This window comes from Mesorhizobium sp. M0139, from assembly GCF_040322455.1.
GTDB lineage: Bacteria > Pseudomonadota > Alphaproteobacteria > Rhizobiales > Rhizobiaceae > Mesorhizobium.
On record NZ_JAMYTN010000005.1, the window covers coordinates 334,249 to 355,474 of the forward strand.

The following is a 21,226-nucleotide window of genomic DNA, read 5'->3' on the forward strand; positions in this document are numbered from 1 at the left end:
CATCCGAAATGCCCTTTGCGAGTGCTGCATCGAGTGCTGCAATGCGCTTCTCCAAGTCCGCACTGTCCGTCACGGCAACCGTCGTTCCAAGAATCCATTTGCGATAATAGCAATCTGTCGGCCGGACCGTGAGCCAAATCGCGTCCGACATGAAGCCGCACCAGCTTCAACGTTCTTGCATTCCGCAGGCAGTGCCACTACGTCAATTCCAGCAAGCGAGGATTTGCCATGTCGACCGGACCGAACCGCATTCTCGATGAATTCGCCAAGCTGATGACCGATGCCGCGGGTGCCGCACAAGGCGTGCGCCGCGAGGTGGAGACTGCCTTCAAGGGGCAGGCCGAGCGCATCCTCAACACCATGGATGTGGTGCAGCGCGAGGAGTTCGAGGCTGCCCGCGACATGGCTGCCAAGGCCCGCGAAGAAAACACCAGGCTGGCCGCCCGCATCGATGCGCTCGAGGCCAGGCTTGCCGAATTGACCGGACAGGCCGCACCTGTGGCTGCGGCAAAGCCCAAAGCAAAAAAATAAAATTTGAACTTTTCCACAAAGCACAATCCGAAAAAATGCTTTGCCGTGAATCGTTTACCGGCGATGCATGAATCTTTGTGACAGCGCCTTTCCACATGCTGATGACGCAGTGCGAAAAATTAGGCTGTTCACGCGACTCCCGATCAATAGACTGAATTTGTTGCATGATTCGGAGCAGGGTCATGCGGCCGGGCGGTGGGGTCCGGTCCGGGGTCTTTGTGTCGTGAAGTCCTGGCCGTCCGAGTTCAAGACAAGATTGTTCGTCGTGTGTGCCCCGCGGAGCGTGTGGCGCTCCCCTGAACACAGGAAGCATTCCATGGAACTTCTCGAACTCGAATTCTCCCGCGAAATCCATCCGGTGGATGTCATCGAGCAGGTCGCCCATAACAATGACTGGTCCTTCGAACGGGCCGGCGATGACGAAATCTCGATCTCGGTTGCCGGCAGCTGGACCGATTATCACGTCTCCTTCTCGTGGATGGAGGACTTCGAGGCGCTGCATCTGGCCTGTGCTTTCGACATCAAGGTGCCGGAAGCCCGCGCGCTGGAAGTGATGCGGCTTTTGTCGCTGATCAACGAGCAGATGCTGTTTGGCCATTTCGATCTCTGGGAGCAGGAGGGCGCGATCATGTTTCGCCAGTCGCTGCTGCTCGCCGGCGGGGTCGAACCGTCGAGCCAGCAGGTCGAGGTGCTTTTGTCGTCGGCGCTTGAAGCCTGCGAGTGCTATTTCCAGGCCTTCCAGTTCGTTGTCTGGTCGGGAACCTCGGCCAAGGATGCGCTGGCCGGCGTCCTGTTCGAGACCTATGGCAACGCTTGAGCTTCCATGAGTTCGAGCAGCGCGCGCAAGCCCGAGATCAGCTTTGCCGATTTTGATCGTGTCGACATCCGTGCCGGCACGATCGTCGAGGCCGAGCCTTTCCCCGAGGCGCGCAAACCCGCCTTCAAGCTGAAGATCGATTTCGGCCCTGAGATCGGCGTGAAGAAATCCTCGGCACAGATCACGAAATACTATGCGCCGGAAACGCTGGTGGGACGGCAGGTGTTTGCGGTGGTGAATTTCCCGCCGCGCCAGATCGGTCCGTTCATGTCGGAAGTGCTCACGCTCGGCTTCCCTGATGAGGAAGGCGCCGTGGTCCTTGGCGCCATCGAGCGCAAGGTGCCGGACGGCGGCAGGTTGTTTTAGGAAGATTGCGTCAGGCGGCCAGCTTGCGCCTTGTGCTCAGCGCCTCTTCGACCGTGTCCATGAACATTTCGGCGCAGGCTTTCCAACTGTAGCGCATGGCGCGTTCGCGCGCCTCGGCGCGGTCGACATTGAGCGCGGCGAGCGAGGCCTCGCGCAGATCGGTCGACACCGCGCCGCCGATGCCGTCGCCGACAATGTCGATCGGTCCGGTGACCGGATAGGCGGCCACCGGCGTGCCGCTGGCCAGCGCCTCGATGATCACGTTGCCGAACGTGTCGGTGCGGCTGGGGAAAACGAAAACATCAGCCGAGGCGTAGATCTCGGCCAGCTCATCGTTCGGGCGATGGCCGAGGAAATGCGCCTGCGGGTATTTCGCCCTGAGCCTGGCCAGTTCCGGTCCTTCGCCGACGATCACCTTGCTGCCGGGCAGGTCGAGATCGAGGAAGGCGCTCAGGTTCTTCTCGATGGCGACGCGGCCGACGCACAGGAATACCGGGCCGGGAAAGCCGAGGTCCTTCTTCTTGTCCGGGCGGAAGTGATCGGTGTCGACGCCCCGCGTCCACGGCCTGAGCTTGGTGAAGCCTCGCGACGCAAGGTCCTCCGCCAGCGACTGGGTGGCGACCAGCGTGCCTTGTCCGGAATTGTGGAAATCACGCAGCCAGCGATAGGCCCAGCTCTCCGGCACCGGCAGGCGGGCGCTGAGATATTCGGGAAAGCGGGTGTGATAGCTGGTGGTAAAGGGACGGCCAGCATTGCGGCAATAGCGCCGCGCCATGATGCCGAGCGGGCCTTCGGTGACGATATGGATATGGTCGGCCTTGCGAGCCTCGATCAGCCGCGCGACATGGCCGGGCGTGGTCAGCGCCAGCCTCATGTCGGGGTAGGTCGGCAACGGCAAGGTGCGAAAGATATTCGGGGTCAGGAAGTCGACCGCAACGTCGAAGGTTTTCAGCGTTTCGGTGAGCCGCTCCAGCGTGTGGACGACGCCGTTGACTTGCGGCCGCCAGGCGTCGGTGACCATCAGGATGCGCATGGCGGTCCTTTGCTCGGGTCGACGGTTGCCTTGATGCGATAGCGGTACGGGCCGGCTGCCCTCGCTTCGCTCCACCGCACCCGGGCATGCACGAGGTCGAAGTAAGGCGGCTGAGCCGAATCAACTGAGGTCGCGCGCTTCATGCGCGCTCTTGACCATGGTTTCATGACGGGCGGATGAAGGTGGTTTTTGGCCGAGCCCGCCTTCCAGATCATGCTTTGGTCAGGCGGGCACCTTGATCACCGCCCGCAGGCCGCCGAGCGGGCTGTCTTCCAGCATGATGTCGCCGCCATGGCTGCGGGCAATATCGCGGGCGATAGAGAGACCAAGGCCGGTGCCGCTGGCGTCGAGGTTGCGCGCCTCGTCGAGCCGCACGAATGGTTTGAACACGTCCTCGCGCTTTTCCGGCGGGATACCCGGACCGTCATCGTCGATGGTGACGACGAGTGAGCCGCGGCCGTGATCGGCGCTGATCTCCACCGTCTTGGCATAGCGCAAGGCATTGCCGGCGACATTGGACAACAGCCGGGCGAAAGCGTGCGGGCGCACATGCACGTCCGGATCACCGGCAAGCACGGTCGATAGCTTGCGCTTGTGCAGCGACGCCTCCTCGCCGAGCTTTTGGAAATAGGCCTCGAGATCGAAATGGCCGGCATCTTCCGACGCTTCGCCGCGGGCAAAGGCGATATAGCCTTCCAGCATCGACTGCATGTCGTCGATGTCCTGGTTGAGCGCGGCCTTGGTCTCGGGCTTGCCGCCGGCCAGCGCCAGCTGCAGCTTGAAGCGGGTGAGGATGGTTCTGAGATCGTGGCTGACGCCGGTCAGCATGGCGGTGCGCTGTTCCAGCTGGCGTTCGATGCGCTCGCGCATCTGGATGAAGGCAAAGCCGGCCCGGCGAACCTCCTCGGCGCCGCGTGGGCGGAAATCGCGCGGCATCGGCCGGCCCTTGCCGAAGCTTTCGGCGGCCTCGGCCAGAGACAGGATCGGCCGGATCTGGTTGCGAAGGAAGGGGATGGCAATCGTCAGCAGCACCAGTGACGTCCCGACCATCCAGATCAGGAAGATGTGGGTGTTGGAGGCATAGGCCTGGCTGCGGCGCACGAATACGCGCAGCACCTTGCCCTCGAGCTGGATGCGGACCTCGACGATGTTGGAATTGCCGACCGTGTCGATCCAGAACGGGCGGTTGATCTGGCGGGTGATCTCGGTGGAAAGGACGTCGTCAAGGATCGAGAAGAAGGGCTTGGGTCCAGGCGCCGGCAACGGGTCGGGCGGCAAGAGGTCGACCTTCAACTGCATGCGGTCTTGGGCGATGCGGATGATGTTGGCGTAGTCGCCATCATGCGGATAGGTCTCGATCATGTCGATGATCGCGGCGATGTCGCGCACGGTGGCCTGCGACAGGCGCTGCGTCACGGTTGCCCAGTGGCGTTCCATGAAGTCGAAGGCGACGACCGACTGCAGAAGGATCATCGGCGCGATGACGATGATCAGCGAGCGGGCATAAAGCCGCTTGGGCATATAGAACGCAACCAGCCGCCAGAACCGCTTCCAGGCACGCGGCATTGCTTTCAGCGCGCGTGATACGCGCGCGCCAAAGCCGCCTTGTTCCGGCCGTTCCAGTTGCGTGGTCGCCATTTATCCTTCCGCTGGGTCAATGGCCGCTGGTCGATGGCCACACATCTATGGCCAAGGGCGGCCGTCAGCGGCATTCTATTCCACGCTGAGCCGATACCCAATACCGCGCACCGTCTGCAGCCAGACCGGATTGGACGGATCGCGCTCGATCTTGCGGCGCAGGCGGTTGATCTGGACGTCGATGGTGCGCTCGCCGACTTCCGAATCGTCGCCGACAAGCTCGTGACGCGGGATCGTTTCGCCGGCCCGCGCGGCAAAGATCGCCAAGATCTCCTGCTCGCGGTCGGTCAGCTTCAGCGCCTCGCCGCCCCGCTTCAGCTCGCGCCTGGCGATCTGGAAGGTGTAGGGGCCGAAGACCAGCTGCTCGACCTTGGGCGTCGTCGCCGGGCCGCCGCGGCGCAGAATGTTATTGATGCGCAGGATCAGTTCGCGCGGGTCGAAGGGCTTGGGCAGATAGTCGTCGGCGCCGGCCTCGAGCCCAGTGATGCGGCTGTCGGTTTCCGATAGCGCGGTGAGCATCAGGATCGGTACGTTCTTCTCCGCCCGCAGCGCCTTGGTGAGGTCGACGCCGGTCTCTCCGGGCATCATGACGTCGAGGACAAGGAGGTCGAAGTCGAGTCCTGCAAGCTTTCGCCTGGCCTCGCCGGCATTTCCGGCGACTGTGACGCGAAAACCATTTTCGGTCAGATACTGCTTGAGCAAATTGCGAATGCGGGTGTCGTCGTCGACCACAAGCAGATGCGGCGCGTCATCGTCCGGCGCCGTCGGCTGGTCCACCCTCTCAATGGTCTCCATGGCTTTTCCCTGACATGTTTGCAGGCACAATGTCGATCTGCGCCCTTAGTTCCGGATTGACCATGGCTTCCAGGAATCGTTCGATCAAGGGACGCTCGCTGGCTCCGGAATCTTCCAATGCAGCACGGATGCGGCGTGACTGTGGCCGCGCCAGGGCCAGCGCCAGGGCGCGCCCCTTGGCTGTCGGATAGAGCTCCCGCTGGCGGCGGTCGCGCGGACCCTGCAATTGCACGATATGGTCGGTGTCGATCAACTGCTTGAGCACCCGCGCCAGGCTCTGCTTGGTGATCTTGAGCACGTCGAGCAGTTCAGCGACCGTCAGTCCCGGCCGGCGGTTGACGAAATGCAGCACCCGGTGATGGGCGCGGCCAAAGCCGTAATCGGCCAGGATCTGGTCCGGATCGGAAGTGAAATCGCGATACGCAAAGAAGAACAGTTCGATGATGGCGAAGTCGATGCCGTCCTCGTCGGTGATCGGCGTCTTGATCGGTTTTCCGGCAGCTGGGCTTCGATCCGTCATCATTTCTCCGTCCATAGAGGGAAATTATGTCAGTACTATTGACGTAATTTCCCCGCAATGGTAATTTTTGACAAGCTTTTCGGCTGAATGCGAACGAAAAGGCAAGGGAGTGCGGTTTTTCCGGAACTTCCTGAGTTTGCCAGAGTTCGATTCTCCGCTTACGCTTCAAGGGCCGCCCGACGCGGCTGTCGCGCAACAAGAACAACACTAATGATGTGCGGGTCGCCGCCCGCGGGAGGTTTCCATGGCATCCGTTCCCTTCGACCAACTGGACGGCTTCATCTGGATCAACGGCGAGTTCGTCAAATGGGCCGATGCCAAGATCCACGTGCTGACCCACGGCCTGCACTATGCCAGCGCCGTCTTCGAGGGCGAGCGCGCCTATGGCGGCGCCATCTTCAAGCTCAACGAGCACACCGAGCGTCTGCATGAATCGGCGCGCCTGCTCGGCTTCAATATTCCCTATTCCGTGGCCGAGCTCAATGACGCCTCGACCACGCTTCTGGAGAAGCAGGGTTTCCAGGACGCCTATGTCAGGCCGATCGCCTGGCGCGGCAGCGAACAGATGGGGGTGTCGGCGCAGAACAGCCGCATCAACTGCGCCATCGCCATCTGGCAATGGCCGAGCTATTTCGACCCGGCGCAGAAGCTCAAGGGCATCCGTCTCGATCTGGCGGAATGGCGCCGGCCCGATCCGAGCACCGCGCCGTCGAAGTCGAAAGCCGCGGGCCTCTACATGATCTGCACCATGTCCAAGCATGCCGCCGAGGCCAAGGGCTATGCCGATGCCATGATGCTCGACTGGCGCGGCCAGGTCGCCGAAGCAACGGGCGCCAACATCTTCTTCGTCAAGGATGGCAAGATCCACACGCCGAAGCCCGATTGCTTCCTCGACGGCATCACCCGCCGCACCGTCATCGGCCTCGCCAAGGACCGCGGCCTTGAAGTCGTCGAGCGCGCCATCATGCCTGAGGAACTCGAAGGCTTCGAACAGTGCTTCCTCACCGGAACGGCAGCGGAAGTGACGCCGGTCTCCGAGATCGGTCCGTACCGATTCGAGGTCGGCGAGATCGCCAAGACTTTGATGAACGACTATTCTGCTGCGGTGCAACCTAAGCATGCGATAGCCGCAGAATAACGAAAGTCACAGCTTTTTTCGCAAGCAGGGGCGGTTTTGAGGCCGGCCCCTTTATTTCAGCATCTGTGCATTTGACTTTCGTACAATTCAGCGTCTCATGATGGTGTCGGCCCGGGAGGCTGGCAGCTATGGAGGGACTAGGTACATGGATACGAATACGCTCATTGCGCTCGTTGTACAGGTAATTGCAGGTGTTGTCGGTGGTCAGGCGGTCGGCGTTGCGCTGAAGAATGCGGCGATGGGCCAGTTGACCAAAATCCTCGGCGGCGCGGTTGGCGGCGTTGGCGGGGCGGCGATCCTCGGCAGCCTGCTCGGCGGCACGGCCGACCCGGCAGCGGCTGCAACGGCAGCGGGCGGATTGGGCGATACGCTGAACCTCAAAAACCTGCTCGGCGGCGCCGGCGGCGGCGCCATCCTGACCGGCATCATCGGTGCGGTCATGGGCGCGATGAAGAAGTAAGCCTCTAGATCATTCACCGTTTCACGGCGAATGATCTAGTTTGTTGTTTTACCCAATTCCGGACGGAAAACCGCTTTACACTTTTCCTGGAATTGCTCGAGACTCAGGCTTCGTCAAATGGGCGGCCGTTGGGCCGCCCATTTCTGTTTTGGGACGGACTGTTTGCCTTTCAGCAGTGGACGGCCTTCGCCCGTGCCTCTACATCACGCTGGAACAGCGAAAGGACAATCATGGGTCAGCTCAATGCCGGCATCGTGCCGGTCACGCCTTTCCAGCAGAACTGCACCATCCTGTTCGACATGGATGACAAGCATGGCGTCGTCGTCGATCCGGGCGGCGACATCGACAAGGTGCTGGCGGTGCTGAGGGACAATGCGATCACCCCCGCTGCGATCTGGATCACCCATGGCCACATCGATCACGCCGGCGGCGCCATGGAGCTGAAGGAAGCACTCGGCATCGAGATCATCGGCCCGCACGAAGCCGACAAGCTATTGCTCGACAATCTTGAGAACCAGGGCCAGCGCTACGGCATTGCCGGGGCGCGCAACTGCGTGCCCGACCGGTTTCTCGCAGAGGGCGAGACGGTTTCGTTCGGCTCACATATGTTCGAGGTGCTGCACTGCCCCGGCCATGCGCCCGGCCATGTCGTATACTACAATCGCGCGGCGAAGTTCGCCCATGTCGGCGACGTGCTGTTTCGCGGCTCGGTCGGGCGCACCGACCTGCCGGGCGGCGACCATGCGGCGCTGATCGCCTCGATTAAGAACAAGCTTTTGCCGCTCGGTGACGAGATCGGCTTCATCTGCGGCCACGGCCCGGGTGGCCGCTTTGGCGAGGAAAGGCGGACCAATCCCTTCCTGACTTAGCGATGTCTTTCTGCCAAGAAAAAAGCGCTGGCCTTGCGGTCAGCGCTTTTTGTGGGACAGGGAAGCTCAATTCGCGACGCAGAAATGCTGCTCACCGTCATTGCCGGTGAACGTGCCGCTGCGGGCATTGAAGCTCCGGTAGCGGTCCGAGCAGTATTCGTACCAGTCGCGGGTCCACGGCTCGGCATAGCGGTCGGCATAGACGACCCGCGGTTCGGCATAGTAACGGCGCACCGGCGCCGGCCGCACTTCGCGGTAGTCGTAATCGTCGTCATAGCTGCTGTAGCGCGGCTGCGGGTTGCTCAGCGCACCGGCGATCAGAGCGCCGGCCGCAAGGCCGACGACACCGGCCGCAAGCGCGTCGCCATTATGATGACGACCATGGCCATGATGCCAGCGGTTCCAGTCCTTGGCATTGGCGGCAGGCAAGGTGGCGAGGGTGGTCGCGGCGAGAGCGGCGCCCAGGATGGCGGTCTTGAAAATGCGATTCATTTTGGTCTCCTTCGTGCCGGCCCGGATAGTTTTCGGGGATGCGGTCCAGCCTAGGGGACGATTAATAGAAGACCGTGGCTGAACGGGGGCTGAACGGAATTGGCTGATACGATCCAGTTCTTGCGGCAAAACCAAGCGCGTACGCAAGGCGCTCCGCCTCGTCAATCTCCGTCCGGACTGTCTTGAGCCGGCTTAGCCGACCGACAGGTTGACGGCCTTTGGACCCTTGCCGCGCTTGTCCGGCTCGGTGTCGAATGTCACTTTTTGTCCATCCTCCAGACCGGAAAGACCCGAAGCCTGCACGGCCGAAATATGAACGAAGACATCCTTCTGCCCGTCGTCGGGCGTAATGAAGCCGAAGCCTTTGGCATGATTGAAGAATTTGACGGTGCCGGTCTGCGGCATGGGAAGCTCCCTTTGATCCCATAAAGTCCAGTTTCGGGCCGGCAAATGCCCGAAGGGAAATTTGTCCTTTATTTTAGCGCTATCGGCAAGAGAAAGTTTTGGCGACGGCGGCAACGCTGAAGGCTGCTCAAATAGATCGTGGCACCGAAGGCAATTCGCGCCAGACGATTGCTCCGGCGATCAGCCACGGCATTGACCGATAAAGCGTCCTTTGCCTCCGGCGACGGCGGTCATGAAAAAGGCGCAACGGGAAACGTCGCGCCTTCGAAACTCTGGACGGCTGACAAAGCCGGTTCAAACACGCTTTAGGTGCTTTTCGAGCGCCCTGACGGGCGCGCGGGCACCGCCGGTTCAGGCCGCGCGGAGGTTGACCGCCTTCGGACCCTTGCCCATGCGGTCGGGTTCAACGTCGAAGGTGACCTTCTGGCCGTCGACGAGGGTACGCAGGCCCGAGGCCTCGATCGCGGAAATGTGGACGAACACATCCTTGGCGCCGCCGTCGGGCGTGATGAAGCCGAAGCCTTTGGTCGCGTTGAAGAATTTAACGGTGCCGGTCTGGGCCATTGGGGAAACTCCTTCACCCGTGTCAGTCTTATGGTTTGCCCGCCGCCTGGCATCGTGGGCAAGTCCCGGTGGTTGCTTCGGCAGTCCTGCATTCGCGCATGGTAAAACCCCCCGCCGAAAACGGGGCCGTCAGAGATTCACAGTATCGGGGAAAGGTCGTCCAAAACGTTCCGCTCTCCGGGTCGCAAATGCCCGAACACAAAATTTATCGCACGGAAACGTGATAGTTGCAAGATAGCGCCGCGGGCCGCGTCCATCGACGCATCCCAACGAAGGCGCTTCGATAAACATGGGTTCTTAAGAGTTCATCAGCCAGAGCCCGGCCACGCATGGTCCAGCGGTCTGGTCCAGGGCCAAACCAATGCGCGGGCCGGGCATCGCATGGCTCCCGCGCCGCAAACGGGGGTTGCATTTGGCAAGGGAATGGCGAGGATCGACAGGCGCGTTTTGCGCCGGGGACGGGGGTCTCGAGGGAGGCATATTCATGAGATTTCTTGCGACGATCTTCTCGCGCCAGGGCTTTACTATTCTCTTCCTGTCGGGTCTTCTTGCGGCCTGCACCGTCGTCGTCGATGACGGGCCGGGACCACGTCCGCGCCCGCCACGGCCGGAACCGGAATTCTGCACCAGGCAATACGAGCCGGTCTGCGCGCGGCACCGCGGTGACCGCCAGACCTTCGCCAATGCCTGCCTTGCCGAACGGGAAGGCTACCGCATCGTTCGCGACGGCCCTTGCCGCGACGGCGGTGGTGGCGGTGGTGGCGGCGAAGAGCCGACATTCTGCACGCGCGAATACGCCCCGGTCTGCGCCCGCCGCCATGGCGAGCTGCGCACCTTTCCCAACGCCTGCGAGGCCCGTGCCGCCGACTACCGCGTCGTCGAGGACGGCCCCTGCTGATTTTCCTTCTCCCCTGTCGGGTGAGTCCGCCGGAGGCGAATTCACCGTCCCACTGGCACGATAAAAGGCGGCGAATGCCGGGACCCTGCGAAGCAGCGGGGACCGGGCGGGTGGACCGGACCACCCTTGGTCCTTCGCAGGCTCAGGGCGTTCGAAACTCGAAAAGCCAACAATTGGCTTTTCGTCTGCTGCGCGGACCGCTTCTCACCCCCAAGGGAGAAGGCAAGGTCGCGGATCGGAGTGGTTGCCTACGCCGAATACGCCCCGTCGGCCGGGCCGGCATAAAGCTCTGCGCCGTCCTCGTCGCAAATGCGCAGACGGTCGGGGATCTGCGGCATGGCGAGGCTGTGGAAACAGCGCGGTGGCGCCCTGCAGGGCGGCGCGCAGGTTCGGCGCGTCCAGCGATACCTTGTCGAGCGTGGCTTCGTCGACGTCGCGCGAGCGGCTCGACGAAGAACGTCAAGCAAGCCTCCGTTGCAGAGTTTTGCGCGAGATCGTCAGTCCGAGATCGTCAGTCCATTGCCGGCAGGTGCGCCAGGCGCGCCCTGCTTGGTCAGCCCTTCGACTTCGGCTTCAGGCTGCTCTCTGCTTGCTTGACCGAGGAACCGAACGGGGAGGCGGCCTTGGCCACCACCTTGTCTTTCTTGGGCTTGCGCGTTTCGCGATTGCTGCGCTGCTGACCCTTGGCCATCTGTCTGCTCCTACGTACGTGCTGGGTGGGTGCGGTGTCAGACGGCCGGGCTGTCGGGGACAGCCGGGGCGTCCGCCACTTCGAGGTTGTCTTCCGTGGTGACCCGCTCATAGGTCTCCTGCTCGCTGCGGATGCGATATTGCGGCGAGCCATCCTTGACCGGCAATCTGCTCTTGATCTGAAACAGCTCGGCGGTCTTCTGGGCGAGCCCGCTGCGGCTCTTCATGCGCACGGTCTGGCCGATGGCGAAGAGGTGCGAGGGCGTGTCGGTGCGCGGACGCGCATTCTGCTGGAAGCGGATCATGCTGCGTTCTCCTGGTCGCGCCTCAGCGCTGTTTCGAGTTCGAGGTAGTCGATGGCGACAAGCTGGCTGGTGGCCGGGTTCTTCACCGCCCTTGCCGGCAAATGGATGAAGGTGGCGACGCGACGCCAGGCAAGCCGCGACATGCCCTCGATCAGCTCTTCGTCGTGATCGATATCATAGTCGCCGGCCGGCAGTTGCCCTTCCAGCCCGCCAAGCACGAAGGGTGCCGCGAAATGGGCGATGGAACGGGTGGTGCGATCCGGCATTGGCTTGGCTCTGGTTCGTCGATGCTTTCCGGCATCAACCGGGAACTCAACCATCGGCGATTGGAATGAGTTTGGCGGGTCGAGTATCTCCGACGCCGCTATATGCCAAGCTTGACCCAAAAAACGATCTCAGATCAATAATCCGAAATTGTTGGTTATTCAAGCTGATTTCCGCCACGGCTCGACCGATATAAAAAATTTCTCCTATAAATCCCTAATAAGTCTGATATCGTGGGACAATATCAGCCAGTTTCTTATTTAGAGAGCACCGGAATAATTATTCCGGTGCCTAAGATTAATTTTTACGAAAGGGCAAAATATATGAGATTCATGAAAACGCCGGATCGTCCGACCGCAACGATCGAGCCAATCGTCCTCTTCCCCAAGTCAAGGTCAGTGCGCCTGACGATAAGAAGCGACGAAGCGGCACGGCGCAAGATTGCCGACACCGACGGCACGCAGCGGCGGGAGCGCCGGCTCGCCGAAAGCAACCGGTTGATTTGACCGGGCTGGGTTGCGTGGGTCTCAACCGCGCCGCACCACCTTGTCCGGACGAAGAGGATATCCGGCCGCACCCTTGAATCTGTCTCTTCCATGCCTTAGGTCCGGCAAGCGGACAAACACGGCAGGTTTCCCATCAACAGAGATCAGAGAAGAGCGGCGGGTGCTGGAGGTGGCGGACAGCCGCCGCTGGGCCTCGACCAATATGTGCAGCAGGCGCTGCAGCTGCATCAGGCCGGGCGCCGGCAGGAGGCCGAGACGCTGTACCGGCAGGTGCTGGCGCGCAAGGCCAACCACCCGGCGGCAGCACATTTCCTGGGCCTGCTGCTGCACCAGACCGGGCGCAGCCCCGAAGGGCTGGAGCTGATCGAGCAGTCGGTGCGTCTGCAGCCGAAGAATCCGGATTTCCTCAACAATCTCGGCACGGTGATGCGCGATCTCGGCCGCATTGCAGCGGCCGCCGATTTCTTCCGCGGCGCGGTCGATCTCAAGCCCGACCAGCTCGCGGCACGCGATAATCTGGGTTCGGCGTTGAAACAGCTCGGCCAGTTCGAGGCTGCGGAGGACATCTATCGCGGCACAATCGGGCGCAATCCCTTCCATGTCCGCGCCCGCATCGGGCTTGCCGAAACGCTGCAGGAAGCCGGGCGTCTGGACGAAGCGCTGGCGACCTTTCGCGAGGCGCTGACGATCCGGCCCAGGGATGCCGACCTGTTGCACGGGCTCGGCGTCGGGCTGATGGAAAAAGGCAAGCTCGATGAGGCGGCCGACCTGTTCCGGCAGGCGTTGGCGATCACGCCAGGCATGGCAAAAGCCTGGCTGATGCTGACGCAGGTCAAGCGCCAGAAGGAGCGCGACGCCGAACTCGCCGGCATGGAGGCCCAGCATGCCAAGGCGCCGGCCGACAGCCTGGCACGCATGCAGCTGTCCTTCGGTCTCGGCAAGGCCAATGACGATTTGAAGGACTACAACAGGGCCTTCGACTATTTCGCTGAAGGCAATGCGATCCGCCGCAAGGGCATCGATTATGATCCGGTCAGGACGCGGGCCGAATTCGAGGCGATGAAGACGGTGTTCAACGCCGGCTTTTTCGAAAAGCACAAGCCAAGTGCAATCTCCGACGACACGCCGATTTTCGTCGTCGGCATGCCGCGCTCCGGCACCACGCTTGTCGAACAGATCATCGCCAGCCATCCACAAGTCTATGGCGCGGGCGAGCTCAGCATGTTGAAAACCGCGGTCGGCAAGCAATTTCCGCTGACCATGCCGGGAGGTTTCCCCTGGGGACTGGTCGATGTATCCGACGCGGAGTTTGCGGAGGCGGGCCAAGCCTATCTCGACATGCTGCATGAGCGCTATCCCAACTTCAGGCATGTCACCGACAAGATGCCCGGCAACTTCCTGCTCATCGGCTTCATCCATATGATGCTGCCGAAAGCCAAGATCATCCATTGCGCGCGCGATGCGGCGGCGACCTGCCTTTCGATCTACAAGGTGCATTTCCGCGGCGACAACCACCGCTACGGCTATGATCTGGGCGAGCTCGCCGATTTCCACAACATCTACACCGACATCATGGCGCATTGGCACGATGTTCTGCCGGGCGTCGTCCATGACGTGCGTTACGAGGATTTCGTGGCCGACCAGGAGGGACAGACGCGGGCGCTGATCGGGCATCTCGGCCTGTCCTGGGACGACAAGGCGCTGTCGTTCCACGAGACCGACCGCCCGGTGCGCACGGCCTCGGCCGCGCAGGTGCGCCAGCCGATGTATCAGGGCTCGGTCGATCTCTGGAAGCGCTATGGCGACAGGTTGAAGCCGCTGCTGGACAAGCTGGCCTGAGCAGCGGCTAAAGCTCGATCAAGGGCTGGAAGCCGCCGAAGATCATGCGCTTCATATCGAAGGGCATGGGCCCCAAATCGGGTGTCAAACGGGGATCGGCCATCACCTTGGCCATTACCGCGTCGCGGCTTTGCCTGGAAATAGACGGCCCAAGCAAAGACGACGATCTCGTCGTCTTTTGCCTGAACGGCACGCGGAAACGAGGTCAACTCACCATACGGCACGTCGTCGGCGATACATTCGACATAGGCGAGCGCTCCGTGTTCCTTCCATATCGGGCCTGCGAGGTTGGCCAGCTTCTTGTAGTCATCGATATTTGCCTTCGGCACGGCGAGCACGAAACCATCGACATAGGACATCAGGTTCTCCTTGGAGTATCTCACAAAGCTCCTTACCGGCGTCAGCCGGTGAGGAGCTTTGTCAGCAGTGGTCAGTCTTTCTTCGCCGGCGCGTTCATCGCCCATTCGACCCCGAAGGGATCGCGCATGTTGCCCCACTGGTCGCCCCAGAACATCAGCTGCAGCGGCACTGCGACTTCGCAGCCGGCATCGACCGCGCGCTTCCACCAGTCATCGATCTCGTCGGCGCCGAGATGGAGCTGCATGGTATAGCCCTGCGGCTTGACGGCAGGCATGCCGTTTTCGGGGTAGAAATCGGAAATCATCAGCGTCGAGCCGTTGATGTGGAGATGGATGTGCATGGTGCGGCCCTGGTCATCGGGCGGATAGAAGAACACCTGCTCGGCGCCGAAGGCCTTCTTGTAGAACTCGGCGGCCTTGAAGGCGCCGTCCAGTTGCAGATAGGGGGTCAATCCACCGAGAACTTTCGCGGCCGGCTGAATGGGGGTCTGGTCGGTCATGTCTTGTTCCTCTTTGGGTTTGGTCTGGGCATTTGGTTTGGCCTTGCGAACCCTAGGACGAACGAGCCGGCCGCGATCCTACATGTCTGATGCGATTTTCTGGCGAAACGAACTTGCGTCGGCGGCGCCCAATCAGAGCGCAATGCTCGCTGTCAGCAGGCTAGAAAGGGGACTGCTCCTTTAACCCCGCTGAGACGACAATGATCCTCTATTACCAGACCCATTCGCCCTTTGCGCGCAAAGCGCTCGTCTTCGCCCATGAGGTCGGGCTTGCCGACCGGCTCGAGGTCATTCATCACGAGACCAGCCCGACCTTGCGCAATGCCAGTGTCTACGCCGAAAACCCGCTCGGCAAGGTGCCGGTGCTGCTGCGGCCGGATGCGCCGCCGCTCTTCGATTCCGATGTCATCTGCGCCTATCTCGATACGCTGCATGACGGCCGCAAATTGCTGCCGCAGGACGGCGAAGCGCGCTGGCAGGCGTTGCGGTTGCAGGCGGTCGCCCAAGGCCTGGCGCAGACGGGCATAGGCCTGCGCTGGGAGACGGAAAGGCGGCCCGAACAGTTGCGCTATGCAGCGCTTGCCGAAGGCTACCGGGAAAAAATCGAGGCCAGCTATGACTGGATCGAAAGCGCGCTGGACGACGAGACACCGCTCCATGTCGGCCATATAGCGCTTGCCACCACGCTGTCCTGGATGGCGTTCCGCCAGCTGCCGTCCTTTCGCGCGCGGGCGCGGCTGACGCGCTGGTTCGAGGCGTTCGAAAAGCGTCGATCGATGCAGGCGACGCCGCTGTCGGGCGATACGCATGACTGAGCAACGGTCGCCCCGCGGCGGCCTGCATCGATCTTTCCCGACCGCATGGTCAGGGCGCCCTGCAGATCCGCGGGCCGTTTTGCGCGTCGATGAGGATTTCCGGCCAGCCGATATCCTTGCGCAGTTCGATCGGCAGGGCCAGAAGCTCGCGCTCGCTGCGATAGCGGGCGCGGTTCTGTGCGTAACGGGCGGCGACGCGGCCTATGGATGACAGGATGGACATGATGCGTTCTCCTCAGATGAAGCCGGCATCATCGTGTCGGCATCCCAAGGACGCAGCAGGTTCAGGCGATCCGACAGAGCGCTGAAAATATTCTGGGAGATGTGAAACCATGGGCCGCAACACAGTGCGGCCCATGGTGGTAGTTCCTCAGCCCGCCGTTTCAGCCACTGAGCGGAAGAAATCCTCGGGGTCTTCGACTTCGGTCAGCTTCCGCTTGTCGATCAGCCAGAAGCGGTTGCCGATGGCGCGGATGAAGGAACGGTCGTGCGAGGCGAGCACACAGCTCGCCTGGTGCTTGAGCAGTTCCTCCTCCAGCGCTTCCTGGCCGTCGATGTCGAGATGGTTGGTCGGCTCGTCGAGCAGGTAGAAGTTGGGGTTGGCGAGTCTCAGCGCCAGCATCATCAGCCGCGCCTTCTGGCCGCCGGACAGCACGCCGATCTTCTTCTCCTGCATCTCAATGACAACGCCGGCGCCGGCAAGCAGCGAACGGGCGCGCTGCTCGCCGACATCGTAGCGGCGCGAGACCATGGCCAGCGGCGTGTCGTCGCCACTGATGCCGGCCAGCGCCTGGTCGCTGTAACCGAGCGCCGTCGACGGCGTCACCTTGACGTTCGGCACCGTGTCAGGCTCGGAGATGGCATTGCGGATCAGGTTGACGAAACGCGACTTGCCGACGCCGTTGCGGCCGAGCAGCACGATGCGATCGCCCTGGCAGATGTGGCGCTTGCCGGTCTTGAACAGCAGCATGCCGTCCGGCGTTTCCACCGTGGCGTCGTCCAGCGTAATCAGCACCTTGGCATGGGTGCCGCGGTTGGCCAGCCGGATCGCGCCGGCTGATTTCTCGCGATGCGCCGATACCGCGGCGTCTTCCAGCTTCTCCGCCCGTTCCCTGAGTTGCTTGGTCTTCACCGTCAAAAGGTCGCTGCCGGAATTGATGCCGATGTTGTTGAGCTTGGCGGCCTGCTTGCGCAGTTGCTGCGCCACCTTCATGTCGCGCTCGAACCGGCGCGCCGTCGAAGCGTCCAGGTCGTCGAGCGCTTGCCTCGCCCTGGAATAGGGCAGTGCAAACACCGGCGAGTCCTCCGGGCGCAAGAACAGCGTGCGGTTGGTGACGGCGTCGAGAAAGGCGCGGTCGTGACTGGCGATGACCACCGGCACCTCGCGAGGCAGGGCGTTCAGCCAGCTTTCCAGCTGGCTGATCTTGGCGAGGTCGAGATGGTTGGTGGGCTCGTCGAGCAAAAGCACATCGGGGTCGGTGACCCAGACGCGGGCAATCAGCGCCAGCCGCTGCCATCCGCCGCTCAGCGCCTGCATCGGCCGTTCGCGCATCGGCTCGGGCACGTCGAGCGAATCCAGCGCCACGTCGACCCGCCACATCTCGCTGTCGGCCTGCCCCGCCGGCAAGGCGTCGGCCACCACCTGGTGGAAGCTGCGGCCGAGAAGGGCTGGCGGAACCGACTGCTCGACATGGCCGACACGCAGGCCGCGCGTGCGAGAAATGTCGCCCGAGGTCGGCTCCAGCGCGCCGGTCAGGCATTTAAGCAAGGTCGACTTGCCGCGGCCATTGGCGGCGACGATGCCGAGCCGGTCGCCGGCGCCGATGGTGAGGTCGAGATTGGAAAACAGCGGCGCACTCATGGTGACGCCGAGGGATTTGAGGCTGATCAGGGCCATTGCGATTTCTCTGGTCTTGCCGGAGACAACTCCGGATGCACTTTGACGGTGTGCTTGCCGGCCGTCAGGCTCAGCTTTGCGCACCACGAAGGGCAGACCAAAAAATCGAAACGGGAAAAAACCCGTGATGTCCCTGGTCAGCCCTGCAAGCGAACTCGCAGGGCCGAAATCGGGCCACGCTGACGATGGTGATCGATAGACACGCAGCCCTCCTTTCAAGACAAAACTTTGAGTGTGTGGAGCGATTACACCAAAGGCGGGGGTGGAGGCAAGTGGCGACGGATGCGGCGGTGGTGGAGCGCTCTTCCCTTCTCCCACAAGGGGAGAAGGAAAGAGGTGCTATTTCCCCGGCCGCCCCGTCTTGCCCGGCCGGCGCTTTTCGCGGCGGGCGTCGCCTGGGTCTTCGTAGGAGCCGATGCCGGCGCGCTGGCGAACGAATGGTTTTGGGGAATCGTCGCGTTCCTTCGCGCCCCCCTCTGCCCTGCCGGGCATCTCCCCCACTCGGGGGGAGATTGGCTGGGGCTTGGCCGGCACTTTCCCTTCGACCGGCTTTTCCGTGCGCCGCACGGTCATCTCGTCGAGCGAATTCTTCTTGAACAGTGGCTTGGTGGCGCCGCCCGGAATGCCGAAGTCGGAGCCGTGCGCTTCCTGCGCCGACTGTTTCTTGAACAGCGAGCGCGACACCGCGCCTGACGGTGTCGGCATGTCGGTACCAGGCCCCATATCGTCGATCGACGGCTTGGCAAACAGCGGTTTCTTCACCGGCACGGCGCCGTCGGCGCCCATTTCGTCGAGCGCCGGCTTGCGGAAGAGGTTGGACCGGGCAGCCCTGGCCGCCTCTTCGGCGGCACGTGCCTCATCGAACTTGCGGAACCGCTCCTGTTCCTCAGCCGTACGGTGCTTGGCCACGCCCTTGTTGTGCTTTCCCTTCTCGCGGCCCGAAAGCGGGCTTTCCATGTCGGCATATTTGGCCAGCGGGTCTTCCGCGATCGACAGTTCCATTTCGCGCAGCCGCTTGATCTCGTCACGGATGCGGGCGGCCTTCTCGAAGTCGAGATTGGCGGCGGCGTCGCGCATCTGCTTTTCCATGGCGTCGAGATGAGCCTTGAGATTGTTGCCCATCATCGCACCGGCGCCGTCGGTGAACTGCGAGATATCGGCGCGGACATGGTCCTTCTCGTAGACCGAGTCCAGAATGTCGGAGATGCGCGACTTCACCGATTCCGGGGTGATGCCGTTGGCCGCGTTCCATTCCATCTGCTTTTCGCGGCGGCGGTTGGTCTCGGCCATCGCCCGCTCCATCGAGCCGGTGACCTGGTCGGCATAGAGGATGACCTTGCCGTCGACGTTGCGGGCGGCGCGACCGATGGTCTGGATCAGCGACGTCTCGGAGCGCAGGAAGCCCTCCTTGTCGGCGTCGAGGATGGCGACGAAACCGCATTCAGGAATGTCGAGGCCTTCGCGCAGCAGGTTGATGCCGACCAGCACGTCGAAAGCGCCGAGGCGGAGATCGCGCAGAATTTCGATGCGCTCCAGCGTGTCGATGTCGGAGTGCATGTAGCGAACGCGCACGCCTTGCTCATGCAAATATTCGGTCAGGTCTTCGGCCATGCGCTTGGTCAAAACGGTGACCAGCGTGCGGTAGCCGGCGGCCGTGGTGTCGCGGATTTCGCCGACGACATCGTCGACCTGGCTTTTCGCCGGGCGGACTTCGACCGGCGGATCGATCAGGCCGGTCGGGCGGATGACCTGCTCGGCGAACACGCCGCCGGCCTGTTCCATCTCCCAGGCGCCGGGTGTCGCAGAAACCGCGACGGAGAGCGGTCGCATGGCGTCCCATTCCTCGAAGCGCAGCGGACGGTTGTCCATGCAGGAGGGCAGGCGAAAACCATACTCCGCCAGCGTCGCCTTGCGCCGAAAGTCGCCACGATACATGCCGCCGATCTGCGGCACGGTGACGTGGCTTTCGTCGATGAAAACCAGCGCATTGTCCGGGATATATTCGAACAATGTCGGCGGCGGATCGCCCGGCTGGCGTCCCGTGAGATAGCGCGAATAGTTCTCGATGCCGGCGCAGGAGCCGGTGGCTTCCAGCATCTCAAGATCGAAGCGGCAGCGCTGTTCGAGCCGCTGTGCCTCCAGCAGGCGGCCGGCGCGCTCGAGCTCGACCAGCCGGTGCTTGAGCTCCTCCTTGATCGACTTGATCGCCTGGTTGAGCGTTGGACGCGGCGTCACATAGTGCGAGTTGGCGTAGATCTTGACGCTCTTCAGCTCGCCGGTCTTCTGGCCGGTGAGCGGATCGAATTCGGTGATCGCCTCGATCTCGTCGCCGAACATCGAGATGCGCCAGGCGCGGTCCTCAAGGTGGGCCGGGAAGATTTCGATCGTGTCGCCGCGCACGCGGAACGAGCCGCGCACGAAATTGATGTCCTGGCGCTTGTACTGCTGGGCGACGAGGTCGGCGAGCAGCGCCCGTTGGTCGAGCCGATCGCCGATCTGCATCTGGAAGGTCATCGCCGTATAGGTCTCGACCGAGCCGATACCGTAAATGCAGGACACCGAAGCGACGATGATGACGTCGTCGCGCTCGAGCAGCGAGCGGGTCGCCGAATGCCGCATGCGGTCGATCTGCTCGTTGATCGAGGATTCCTTCTCGATGAAGGTGTCGGTACGCGGGACGTAGGCTTCGGGCTGGTAGTAGTCGTAATAGGAGACGAAATACTCGACCGCATTGTCGGGGAAGAATTTCTTGAACTCGGAATAGAGCTGCGCGGCCAGCGTTTTGTTGGGCGCCAGGATCAAAGCAGGGCGCTGCGTCTGCTCGATCACCTTGGCCATGGTGAAGGTTTTGCCGGAGCCGGTGACGCCGAGCAGCACCTGCGTGCGGTCATTGTTATCGACGCCCTCGACAAGATCCTTGATGGCGGTCGGCTGGTCGCCGGCCGGCTCGAAATCCGACACCATCTTGATGGCGATGCCGCCTTCGGATTTTTCCGGGCGGGCAGGGCGGTGCGGCGTCCACAGCACGCCGTCCTTGTGCAAGGGGTTGCCGGATTCGATCAGCGCCGACAGCGCCGCGACCGTGGCGGTGACGCTGCCCGAGGCCATGGTCTCGGCGTCTTCCAGCGAGATGTCGAGGCCGGCGACCGGATTGAGGCCGGCTGCGGTGCGTTCGCGGGCCGTGGCCGCGCCGCCCATCGAGGTGCCGCGCGAACTGCGGCCGGGCGCAGCGGACCGCTCCGGGATCTTTTTCGCGGACTTTGGCGATCTACCATCGCTCTTACCGGTGAGACGGCCTTCCTTCTCGGCCTCCTGCTCGATCTGCTCGGCCCAGTCGGCAATCGAGCCGCTCAGCGGCGCGCCGGTGAAGTCGGCCTGCGGCGCCTCGGCGAAGCCGCCTCTGTGCAGAGGCTCCGAGGCATCGAGGAAATCGGTCAGCGGGCTGCGCCGCTTCGGCGGCGAAGCGCCGTTGTCACCCGCCGGAGACGGTGTCTTTTTGTCAGGGAGTTTGGCCATGCCCCAAAT

24 protein-coding genes and 2 pseudogenes are annotated in these 21,226 nt (G+C 62.5%); 11 read left to right on the plus strand and 15 right to left on the minus strand.

Annotated elements, in window-relative coordinates; translation table 11 throughout:
• The first annotated feature begins 228 nt into the window (after positions 1 to 228).
• The 3 genes from NKJ58_RS11025 to NKJ58_RS11035 all read left to right on the plus strand — a co-directional run bounded on the left by NKJ58_RS11025 (position 229) and on the right by NKJ58_RS11035 (position 1,714).
• Positions 229 to 531, plus strand: a complete 303-nt coding sequence (locus NKJ58_RS11025) for an accessory factor UbiK family protein (protein WP_023672029.1) — start codon at positions 229 to 231, stop codon at positions 529 to 531.
• A gap of 316 nt (positions 532 to 847) precedes the next feature.
• Positions 848 to 1,348 carry a type III secretion system chaperone family protein gene (locus NKJ58_RS11030; RefSeq protein WP_006202532.1) on the plus strand — a complete coding sequence of 167 codons (501 nt, stop codon included), beginning with the start codon at positions 848 to 850 and terminating at the stop codon, positions 1,346 to 1,348.
• 6 nt (positions 1,349 to 1,354) lie between these two features.
• Positions 1,355 to 1,714: a tRNA-binding protein gene (locus NKJ58_RS11035; RefSeq protein WP_023672028.1), complete on the plus strand. Its 360-nt coding sequence runs from the start codon at positions 1,355 to 1,357 to the stop codon at positions 1,712 to 1,714.
• 10 nt (positions 1,715 to 1,724) lie between these two features.
• Here the strand turns inward: NKJ58_RS11035 and NKJ58_RS11040 are convergent, their stop codons facing one another.
• The 4 genes from NKJ58_RS11040 to NKJ58_RS11055 form a co-directional block, all read right to left on the minus strand.
• A complete protein-coding gene (locus NKJ58_RS11040) occupies positions 1,725 to 2,747 on the minus strand; it encodes a glycosyltransferase family 4 protein (RefSeq protein ID WP_352853101.1) in 1,023 nt (340 codons plus the stop codon).
• A 222-nt stretch (positions 2,748 to 2,969) separates the two neighbouring features.
• The gene (locus tag NKJ58_RS11045; protein ID WP_023672026.1) at positions 2,970 to 4,385 is read right to left on the minus strand and encodes an ATP-binding protein; all 1,416 of its coding nucleotides are present in this window, start codon (positions 4,383 to 4,385) and stop codon (positions 2,970 to 2,972) included.
• Positions 4,386 to 4,460: 75 nt separating this feature from the next.
• Positions 4,461 to 5,180, minus strand: coding sequence for a response regulator (locus NKJ58_RS11050; protein WP_023672025.1), 720 nt, complete (start codon positions 5,178 to 5,180; stop codon positions 4,461 to 4,463).
• The gene (locus NKJ58_RS11055) at positions 5,167 to 5,700 is read right to left on the minus strand and encodes a MarR family winged helix-turn-helix transcriptional regulator (protein ID WP_023683723.1); all 534 of its coding nucleotides are present in this window, start codon (positions 5,698 to 5,700) and stop codon (positions 5,167 to 5,169) included. Before NKJ58_RS11055 ends, NKJ58_RS11050 begins: the two co-directional genes overlap by 14 nt.
• A gap of 244 nt (positions 5,701 to 5,944) precedes the next feature.
• On the opposite strand from NKJ58_RS11055, the gene NKJ58_RS11060 reads away from it, so the two are divergent.
• The 3 genes from NKJ58_RS11060 to NKJ58_RS11070 all read left to right on the plus strand — a co-directional run bounded on the left by NKJ58_RS11060 (position 5,945) and on the right by NKJ58_RS11070 (position 8,167).
• Positions 5,945 to 6,838 (plus strand): branched-chain amino acid aminotransferase, encoded by an 894-nt coding sequence (locus tag NKJ58_RS11060; RefSeq protein WP_023741077.1) that lies wholly within the window; start codon positions 5,945 to 5,947, stop codon positions 6,836 to 6,838.
• A 145-nt stretch (positions 6,839 to 6,983) separates the two neighbouring features.
• Positions 6,984 to 7,298 carry a hypothetical protein gene (locus tag NKJ58_RS11065; RefSeq protein WP_023672022.1) on the plus strand — a complete coding sequence of 105 codons (315 nt, stop codon included), beginning with the start codon at positions 6,984 to 6,986 and terminating at the stop codon, positions 7,296 to 7,298.
• A gap of 230 nt (positions 7,299 to 7,528) precedes the next feature.
• Positions 7,529 to 8,167, plus strand: coding sequence for an MBL fold metallo-hydrolase (locus NKJ58_RS11070; RefSeq protein ID WP_352518282.1), 639 nt, complete (start codon positions 7,529 to 7,531; stop codon positions 8,165 to 8,167).
• Positions 8,168 to 8,233: 66 nt separating this feature from the next.
• Here the strand turns inward: NKJ58_RS11070 and NKJ58_RS11075 are convergent, their stop codons facing one another.
• From NKJ58_RS11075 to NKJ58_RS11085, 3 genes are all read right to left on the minus strand, one after another.
• Entirely contained in the window at positions 8,234 to 8,659 is a 426-nt protein-coding gene (locus NKJ58_RS11075) for a BA14K family protein (RefSeq protein WP_023672020.1), read from the minus strand.
• Between the two features lie 192 nt (positions 8,660 to 8,851).
• Positions 8,852 to 9,064 carry a cold-shock protein gene (locus tag NKJ58_RS11080; RefSeq protein WP_023672019.1) on the minus strand — a complete coding sequence of 71 codons (213 nt, stop codon included), beginning with the start codon at positions 9,062 to 9,064 and terminating at the stop codon, positions 8,852 to 8,854.
• A gap of 351 nt (positions 9,065 to 9,415) precedes the next feature.
• Entirely contained in the window at positions 9,416 to 9,628 is a 213-nt protein-coding gene (locus tag NKJ58_RS11085; RefSeq protein WP_006202520.1) for a cold-shock protein, read from the minus strand.
• Positions 9,629 to 10,112: 484 nt separating this feature from the next.
• Between NKJ58_RS11085 and NKJ58_RS11090 the strand changes: the two genes are divergently transcribed.
• A complete protein-coding gene (locus NKJ58_RS11090; protein ID WP_352518281.1) occupies positions 10,113 to 10,526 on the plus strand; it encodes a Kazal-type serine protease inhibitor domain-containing protein in 414 nt (137 codons plus the stop codon).
• Positions 10,527 to 11,079: 553 nt separating this feature from the next.
• Here the strand turns inward: NKJ58_RS11090 and NKJ58_RS11095 are convergent.
• The 3 genes from NKJ58_RS11095 to NKJ58_RS11105 are packed head-to-tail and all read right to left on the minus strand — an operon-like array spanning position 11,080 to position 11,787.
• Positions 11,080 to 11,217 carry a hypothetical protein gene (locus NKJ58_RS11095; RefSeq protein ID WP_023683725.1) on the minus strand — a complete coding sequence of 46 codons (138 nt, stop codon included), beginning with the start codon at positions 11,215 to 11,217 and terminating at the stop codon, positions 11,080 to 11,082.
• Between the two features lie 37 nt (positions 11,218 to 11,254).
• On the minus strand, positions 11,255 to 11,521 hold the full coding sequence (locus NKJ58_RS11100) for a hypothetical protein (protein ID WP_023711156.1): 267 nt from the start codon (positions 11,519 to 11,521) through the stop codon (positions 11,255 to 11,257).
• On the minus strand, positions 11,518 to 11,787 hold the full coding sequence (locus tag NKJ58_RS11105; RefSeq protein WP_023672014.1) for a hypothetical protein: 270 nt from the start codon (positions 11,785 to 11,787) through the stop codon (positions 11,518 to 11,520). The genes NKJ58_RS11100 and NKJ58_RS11105 overlap by 4 nt, the downstream gene beginning before the upstream one ends.
• 330 nt (positions 11,788 to 12,117) lie before the next feature.
• On the opposite strand from NKJ58_RS11105, the gene NKJ58_RS11110 reads away from it, so the two are divergent.
• Both NKJ58_RS11110 and NKJ58_RS11115 read left to right on the plus strand, forming a co-directional pair.
• Entirely contained in the window at positions 12,118 to 12,291 is a 174-nt protein-coding gene (locus tag NKJ58_RS11110) for a hypothetical protein (RefSeq protein ID WP_352853103.1), read from the plus strand.
• 204 nt (positions 12,292 to 12,495) lie between these two features.
• Positions 12,496 to 14,130 carry a tetratricopeptide repeat-containing sulfotransferase family protein gene (locus NKJ58_RS11115; protein WP_352712024.1) on the plus strand — a complete coding sequence of 545 codons (1,635 nt, stop codon included), beginning with the start codon at positions 12,496 to 12,498 and terminating at the stop codon, positions 14,128 to 14,130.
• Positions 14,131 to 14,137: 7 nt separating this feature from the next.
• Here the strand turns inward: NKJ58_RS11115 and NKJ58_RS11120 are convergent.
• Positions 14,138 to 14,459, minus strand: a pseudogene (locus NKJ58_RS11120) (DUF1428 domain-containing protein).
• Between NKJ58_RS11120 and NKJ58_RS11125 the strand changes: the two are divergent.
• Positions 14,376 to 14,558 (plus strand): annotated as a pseudogene (locus NKJ58_RS11125) (hypothetical protein); the annotation flags it as partial. The pseudogenes NKJ58_RS11120 and NKJ58_RS11125 sit on opposite strands and share 84 nt — an antisense overlap.
• Positions 14,559 to 14,560: 2 nt before the next feature.
• On the opposite strand, the gene NKJ58_RS11130 reads toward NKJ58_RS11125, so the two are convergent.
• Positions 14,561 to 14,989, minus strand: coding sequence for a VOC family protein (locus NKJ58_RS11130; RefSeq protein ID WP_023724947.1), 429 nt, complete (start codon positions 14,987 to 14,989; stop codon positions 14,561 to 14,563).
• Positions 14,990 to 15,189: 200 nt separating this feature from the next.
• Between NKJ58_RS11130 and NKJ58_RS11135 the strand changes: the two genes are divergently transcribed.
• Positions 15,190 to 15,804 carry a glutathione S-transferase family protein gene (locus tag NKJ58_RS11135; protein ID WP_023672010.1) on the plus strand — a complete coding sequence of 205 codons (615 nt, stop codon included), beginning with the start codon at positions 15,190 to 15,192 and terminating at the stop codon, positions 15,802 to 15,804.
• A 49-nt stretch (positions 15,805 to 15,853) separates the two neighbouring features.
• On the opposite strand, the gene NKJ58_RS11140 is transcribed toward NKJ58_RS11135, so the two are convergent.
• From NKJ58_RS11140 to uvrB, 3 genes are all read right to left on the minus strand, one after another.
• Positions 15,854 to 16,027, minus strand: coding sequence for a hypothetical protein (locus tag NKJ58_RS11140; protein WP_023672009.1), 174 nt, complete (start codon positions 16,025 to 16,027; stop codon positions 15,854 to 15,856).
• A 147-nt stretch (positions 16,028 to 16,174) separates the two neighbouring features.
• Positions 16,175 to 17,701 (minus strand): ABC-F family ATP-binding cassette domain-containing protein, encoded by a 1,527-nt coding sequence (locus NKJ58_RS11145; RefSeq protein ID WP_352497564.1) that lies wholly within the window; start codon positions 17,699 to 17,701, stop codon positions 16,175 to 16,177.
• Between the two features lie 339 nt (positions 17,702 to 18,040).
• Entirely contained in the window at positions 18,041 to 21,217 is a 3,177-nt protein-coding gene (gene uvrB, locus NKJ58_RS11150; RefSeq protein WP_352853105.1) for an excinuclease ABC subunit UvrB, read from the minus strand.
• Positions 21,218 to 21,226: the final 9 nt, after the last annotated feature.

Bases quoted from the DNA above. Each gene is read 5' to 3' on its own strand.
- NKJ58_RS11025 (WP_023672029.1), top strand. From the start codon at position 229: ATGTCGACCGGACCGAACCGCATTCTCGATGAATTCGCCAAGCTGATG.
- NKJ58_RS11030 (WP_006202532.1), top strand. From the start codon at position 848: ATGGAACTTCTCGAACTCGAATTCTCCCGCGAAATCCATCCGGTGGAT.
- NKJ58_RS11035 (WP_023672028.1), top strand. From the start codon at position 1,355: ATGAGTTCGAGCAGCGCGCGCAAGCCCGAGATCAGCTTTGCCGATTTT.
- NKJ58_RS11040 (WP_352853101.1), bottom strand. From the start codon at position 2,747: ATGCGCATCCTGATGGTCACCGACGCCTGGCGGCCGCAAGTCAACGGC.
- NKJ58_RS11045 (WP_023672026.1), bottom strand. From the start codon at position 4,385: ATGGCGACCACGCAACTGGAACGGCCGGAACAAGGCGGCTTTGGCGCG.
- NKJ58_RS11050 (WP_023672025.1), bottom strand. From the start codon at position 5,180: ATGGAGACCATTGAGAGGGTGGACCAGCCGACGGCGCCGGACGATGAC.
- NKJ58_RS11055 (WP_023683723.1), bottom strand. From the start codon at position 5,700: ATGACGGATCGAAGCCCAGCTGCCGGAAAACCGATCAAGACGCCGATC.
- NKJ58_RS11060 (WP_023741077.1), top strand. From the start codon at position 5,945: ATGGCATCCGTTCCCTTCGACCAACTGGACGGCTTCATCTGGATCAAC.
- NKJ58_RS11065 (WP_023672022.1), top strand. From the start codon at position 6,984: ATGGATACGAATACGCTCATTGCGCTCGTTGTACAGGTAATTGCAGGT.
- NKJ58_RS11070 (WP_352518282.1), top strand. From the start codon at position 7,529: ATGGGTCAGCTCAATGCCGGCATCGTGCCGGTCACGCCTTTCCAGCAG.
- NKJ58_RS11075 (WP_023672020.1), bottom strand. From the start codon at position 8,659: ATGAATCGCATTTTCAAGACCGCCATCCTGGGCGCCGCTCTCGCCGCG.
- NKJ58_RS11080 (WP_023672019.1), bottom strand. From the start codon at position 9,064: ATGCCGCAGACCGGCACCGTCAAATTCTTCAATCATGCCAAAGGCTTC.
- NKJ58_RS11085 (WP_006202520.1), bottom strand. From the start codon at position 9,628: ATGGCCCAGACCGGCACCGTTAAATTCTTCAACGCGACCAAAGGCTTC.
- NKJ58_RS11090 (WP_352518281.1), top strand. From the start codon at position 10,113: ATGAGATTTCTTGCGACGATCTTCTCGCGCCAGGGCTTTACTATTCTC.
- NKJ58_RS11095 (WP_023683725.1), bottom strand. From the start codon at position 11,217: ATGGCCAAGGGTCAGCAGCGCAGCAATCGCGAAACGCGCAAGCCCAAG.
- NKJ58_RS11100 (WP_023711156.1), bottom strand. From the start codon at position 11,521: ATGATCCGCTTCCAGCAGAATGCGCGTCCGCGCACCGACACGCCCTCG.
- NKJ58_RS11105 (WP_023672014.1), bottom strand. From the start codon at position 11,787: ATGCCGGATCGCACCACCCGTTCCATCGCCCATTTCGCGGCACCCTTC.
- NKJ58_RS11110 (WP_352853103.1), top strand. From the start codon at position 12,118: ATGAAAACGCCGGATCGTCCGACCGCAACGATCGAGCCAATCGTCCTC.
- NKJ58_RS11130 (WP_023724947.1), bottom strand. From the start codon at position 14,989: ATGACCGACCAGACCCCCATTCAGCCGGCCGCGAAAGTTCTCGGTGGA.
- NKJ58_RS11135 (WP_023672010.1), top strand. From the start codon at position 15,190: ATGATCCTCTATTACCAGACCCATTCGCCCTTTGCGCGCAAAGCGCTC.
- NKJ58_RS11140 (WP_023672009.1), bottom strand. From the start codon at position 16,027: ATGTCCATCCTGTCATCCATAGGCCGCGTCGCCGCCCGTTACGCACAG.
- NKJ58_RS11145 (WP_352497564.1), bottom strand. From the start codon at position 17,701: ATGGCCCTGATCAGCCTCAAATCCCTCGGCGTCACCATGAGTGCGCCG.
- uvrB (WP_352853105.1), bottom strand. From the start codon at position 21,217: ATGGCCAAACTCCCTGACAAAAAGACACCGTCTCCGGCGGGTGACAAC.